Below are 4,436 nucleotides of genomic sequence, written 5' to 3' on the forward strand. Positions count from 1 at the left end.
CGAGCTTTGGCTGTGGGGCGATATCGTCGGGGCCGATATGTCGGCGTGGCGCGATACGGATCTGGTCCAGACACTCGCTGCCGTACAGCCCTATCCGGTCTTTGTGGAGAATGATGCGACGGCGGCTTGCGGGGCCGAACTCACCTTCGGGCAAGGCGCGGCCTACCCGGATTTCATCTATTTTTTCGTCGGCTACTTCATTGGCGGTGGCGTGGTGCTGAATGGCACCGTCTATCGGGGTCGCACGGGCAATGCCGGGGCCGTGGGGTCGATGCCGGTGCGCAGTGCGGGCCAGAAATGGGGGCAGCTCATCAATGTCGCCTCGCTCCTAATGCTCGAACAGGCGTTGAAGGCGGCGGGGGACGATCCGTCCTTGCTGTGGCGCAACCCGGATGATTGGGACGATTATGGTGCGGTGCTCGACGCTTGGATCGAAACGACCGCTGATAATTTGGCGCAAGCGATTGCGGCCTCCTGCTCGGTGATCGATTTTTCGGCGGCGATCATCGATGGCGCTTTTCCAGTGTCGGTGCGTGCGCGGCTCGTGGTGGCCACGCGGGCGGCGCTAGGGCGGCTTGATCTGCAAGGCATCATTGCACCGGAAGTGGTGGAAGGAACGACGGGCAGCATGGCGCGGGCGATTGGCGGGGCGAGCTTGCCGCTGTTCGACTCGTACCTGCTCGACCCGAAAGTGATGCTGAAGGAGGCGGTGTGGTGACAATCCTTTGCTGCGGCGACGCGCTGATCGATATGGTGCCGACGGTTTCGGCCGATGGGCACCCGTGTTTGCAGCCGCTCGCGGGCGGCGCAGTCTTCAATACGGCGATAGCCCTGGGCCGCTTGGGGGCCGATGCGAGTTTCTTCGCGCCGATTTCGACCGATCCCTTCGGCGACATGCTGCGGGCCAGCCTGTCGGCGAGCAACGTGCGGACCGATTTAGCGCCCCAAACGGATCGTTTTACGGCGATGGCCTTCGTCACCCTGACCGAGGGCCAGGCGCGCTATCGGTTCGTCGATCAAGGCTCGGCGGGGGTGATGCTGTCCGACGCCGATCTTCCGGCTTTGCCGCCTGCGATCACGGCGCTGCATTTTGGTGCGACAAGCCTCGTGCAAGAGCCGTGTGGGAGCGCCTTTGAAGCCTTGGCCCTGCGCGAAGCGGGCAAGCGGTTGATTTCGCTCGACCCCAACATTCGCCCCGCATTATTGGGCGATGCCGCCGCCTATCGCGCCCGGCTCGACCGGCTCATCGCCGTGACCGATATTCTCAAACTCTCCGATGAGGATTTGGATTGGATCGGCGGCGACGGCTTGATCGAGAAATGGTTGGAGGCGGGCGTTAAACTCATCGTCGTTACGCGCGGCGGGGCCGGGGCGGAAGCCTGGGCCGCCTGCGGCCATGTGGCGATCCCCGCCGCACGGGTGGTGGTTGCCGATACCATTGGCGCGGGCGATACGTTTGCCGCGGGCATTCTTGCCGGGCTTGCCGCGCGCCAACGCCTAACGCCGGATGGATTGGCGAAGCTTGACCTCAGCGACCTCAGCAGCGCGCTCGATCTTGCAGCCCGGGCGGCAGCGGTTACGGTCTCGCGCACCGGCGCGAACCCACCCTGGGCCCATGAGTTGGCCTATGGTAGGCTATCAACGCTAGGCTAGGTTCTTCTCGAAAGGAGTGGAACGATGGGGGTTGAAGTCACGATTACGACGGAAGGTCAGCTTCGTCTGGACCAGGCGATCCTGGATCACCTGGGCGTGCAGCCCGGCGGGCGGCTCGAAATCATCCTCAAGCCCGATGGCCGCGTTGAGTTGCACAGTATTCCGAAGAAATGGTCCCTGAAGGACGTTTATGGGATCCTCGCCCGTGAGAATGCTCCGTCGGTCTCTCTTGAAGAGATGCAGAGGGCGATTGAGGATGTGCAGGACTTACGCGAACGTCCATTCGCCGTAAGGTTTTAAAAATACCATTCTATTCAATTGACAAAAAATTTTTATCGCGCAAAATTTTAAATCAGCATTTTGGAGATGAGATATGAATCATATGTTTGAAGTCGTTGTCTCGAAATTTTGTGATCAGCTCGATGGAGTTTATAAAAACTATCAAAGAATTGGTGCTGATTTATTCAAAGAAAGTTATTGTTTAGAAAAAACGAATATATTAAAGCAAACTACTATAACTATAGATACTGCGAAAAGAGAATTTTTTAATGTGCGTCAAAACTTAGTGTCTGAAAAATATTTTGATAATCAAAATATTAATCCTTCTTCAGAATGTATGTGTGCTTTATTTTGGATTTTTCAAGTCGCTGCATTGTGTCACCTTCGGAACGCGACAGTTTGGGATTATCATGAAGAGGTGCAGAATGCAGAGATTTTTGGCGCAATAACTGCATGCATTGACATGATTAATGTAATTGCAGGCCCGGATTTTTCAAATAATAAATTCAATATGTATCGAGCAGATTGTAAAACAGAAGGAAGTGAGTCAGCATTAGGTGCTGATTTTTGTATAATAATACCAATTTCTGCTGATGAATATAAAGTTTCTTTGTTTCAAGCAAAAAAAGTTATTAACGATAATCGGGTTTCTGTACATAGAAAATCTCCGTTAATTCCAGATTATGAACAGTTAACGTGTCTTCTTGAGGTAGAGGAGGAATTGAGAAAACGTTTGAATCATTCGGTCTCTGAAGGGGAAGATTTATTATTGGACTCTTTGTGTTATTATGTTTTTTGGCACCCAGCAGCATCACAAATGCTTCCTACGGTATTATCTGCTCGGCAAGCGAATCAGCAAATTATCGATTCTCATCATAAAGATTTCTCAGTTCGTCAAAAAGGTTCAAAGTCAAAAATGATGATAAAACCTCTGACCGATGGGACGTGGTTTTCAGAATTTATCCCGTTACTCGTGGCCGATCCAAAATTGAATTATGGATTCAATATGAAGAAAGAGGACATAATATATCTTTTAGGAAAAAATTTAGTTAAGTCGGTAATTGGTGTCCAGGTATGCGATGGTCTTTCCTTGTTAGACTGGAAGCATTTAATTTCTGAAGATATTGTGAAAAATCAAGAGTTTTACATTGATCAAAAAAAATTAAGCGCAAAAGAATATTCTGCTACTATTGCTAAAAAGCAGACACGGAAAGATGGTGGGCAAAGGTAAGATCATGACTCTAGATTCGCTTGACACCCATACATAAAATATCAATTAGTTAAATGTTTCGAGGGGAGTCCCGCAAGGGGCTGAGAGGCTGTTGGATCTAACCAAGATCGGCACAGCGACCCTTAGAACCTGATCCGGTTCATACCGGCGAAGGGACTGAACGCGCGGGCTGCCCCGATTCCCTTTATGGGACGGCATCCGTCTTTTCTTTATCCCCGCCGTATCCGGGTCTGTCTCTGATTTAATCGGGAGAGGCTCGATGCACGATTTTAAAGTTACGACCGGCGCGCTGCCGGCCTCTGAAAAAGCCTATATCACCGGGTCGCGTGCCGATATTCGTGCGCCGCTGCGGTTGATCCACCTGCATCCTTCCGCCGGGGAGCCGCCGTTTCCGGTCTATGATACCTCCGGCCCCTATAGCGACCCCTCGGTGACAATCGATATTCGCCAAGGGCTTGACCGCCCCCGTGCCGCCTGGGTGGACGCGCGCGGCGATACCGAAAGCTATACGAGCGCGCTCGCCGAAGCGTTGCGGGCACAGGGCTCGGTCGAACCATTCCCGGTTCAGCATACACCGGTTCGCGCCAAGGGGGGGAAAGCCGTCACGCAAATGGCCTATGCCCGCGCTGGCATCATCACGGCGGAAATGGAAGTGGCGGCCCTGCGCGAAAACATGGGCCGCGCCCAGGCCAAGCATGCGTTGGAACGCGACCGCGAGGCTTTTGGGGCCGAGATTCCCGATTTCATCACGCCGGAGTTCGTGCGTAGCGAAATCGCCGCCGGGCGCGCGATTCTGCCCGCCAATATCAACCATTCCGAACTTGAGCCGATGGTGATCGGGCGGAATTTCCTCACCAAGATCAACGCCAATATCGGCAATTCCGCCGTCACCTCCTCGATGGCCGAAGAAGTGGATAAGCTGGTGTGGGCGATCCGCTGGGGGGCGGATACGGTGATGGATCTTTCGACGGGCCGCAATATTCACAACATCCGCGAATGGGTGGTGCGCAATAGCCCGGTTCCGATCGGCACCGTGCCGATTTATCAGGCGCTGGAGAAGGTGAATGGCGTCGCCGAAGACCTAACCTGGGAGGTGTTCCGCGATACGCTGATCGAACAGGCGGAACAGGGCGTCGATTATTTCACCATTCACGCCGGGGTGCGCCTCGCGTACATCCCGTTGACCGCGAACCGGGTCACGGGGATCGTCTCGCGCGGTGGCTCGATCATCGCCAAATGGTGCCTCGCGCATCATAAAGAGAATTTCCTCTAC

Annotated in this window: 5 protein-coding genes and 1 riboswitch; all 5 genes read left to right on the forward strand. The window is 54.0% G+C overall.

All coding sequences use genetic code 11. From position 1 onward, the window contains the following. The coding region (locus ACIQ36_RS18725; RefSeq protein ID WP_395832172.1) for an ROK family protein at nucleotides 1–718 on the forward strand (718 nt) is incomplete at its 5' end. Next, nucleotides 712–1,653, forward strand: coding sequence for a carbohydrate kinase (locus ACIQ36_RS18730; protein ID WP_395832175.1), 942 nt, complete (start codon nucleotides 712–714; stop codon nucleotides 1,651–1,653). The genes ACIQ36_RS18725 and ACIQ36_RS18730, both read left to right, overlap by 7 nt. Before the next feature lie 24 nt (nucleotides 1,654–1,677). After that, the gene (locus tag ACIQ36_RS18735; protein WP_395832178.1) at nucleotides 1,678–1,953 is read left to right on the forward strand and encodes an AbrB/MazE/SpoVT family DNA-binding domain-containing protein; all 276 of its coding nucleotides are present in this window, start codon (nucleotides 1,678–1,680) and stop codon (nucleotides 1,951–1,953) included. Nucleotides 1,954–2,026: 73 nt separating this feature from the next. Further along, the gene (locus tag ACIQ36_RS18740; protein WP_395832180.1) at nucleotides 2,027–3,163 is read left to right on the forward strand and encodes a hypothetical protein; all 1,137 of its coding nucleotides are present in this window, start codon (nucleotides 2,027–2,029) and stop codon (nucleotides 3,161–3,163) included. A gap of 51 nt (nucleotides 3,164–3,214) precedes the next feature. Beyond that, nucleotides 3,215–3,337: riboswitch (TPP riboswitch) on the forward strand. An 85-nt stretch (nucleotides 3,338–3,422) separates the two neighbouring features. Then, on the forward strand, nucleotides 3,423–4,436 hold a 1,014-nt coding region (locus ACIQ36_RS18745), incomplete at its 3' end, for a phosphomethylpyrimidine synthase ThiC (protein WP_395832182.1).

Origin of the sequence: Elstera sp., from assembly GCF_044372965.1 — a bacterium.
In the GTDB taxonomy this organism is placed as follows: domain Bacteria; phylum Pseudomonadota; class Alphaproteobacteria; order Elsterales; family Elsteraceae; genus Elstera.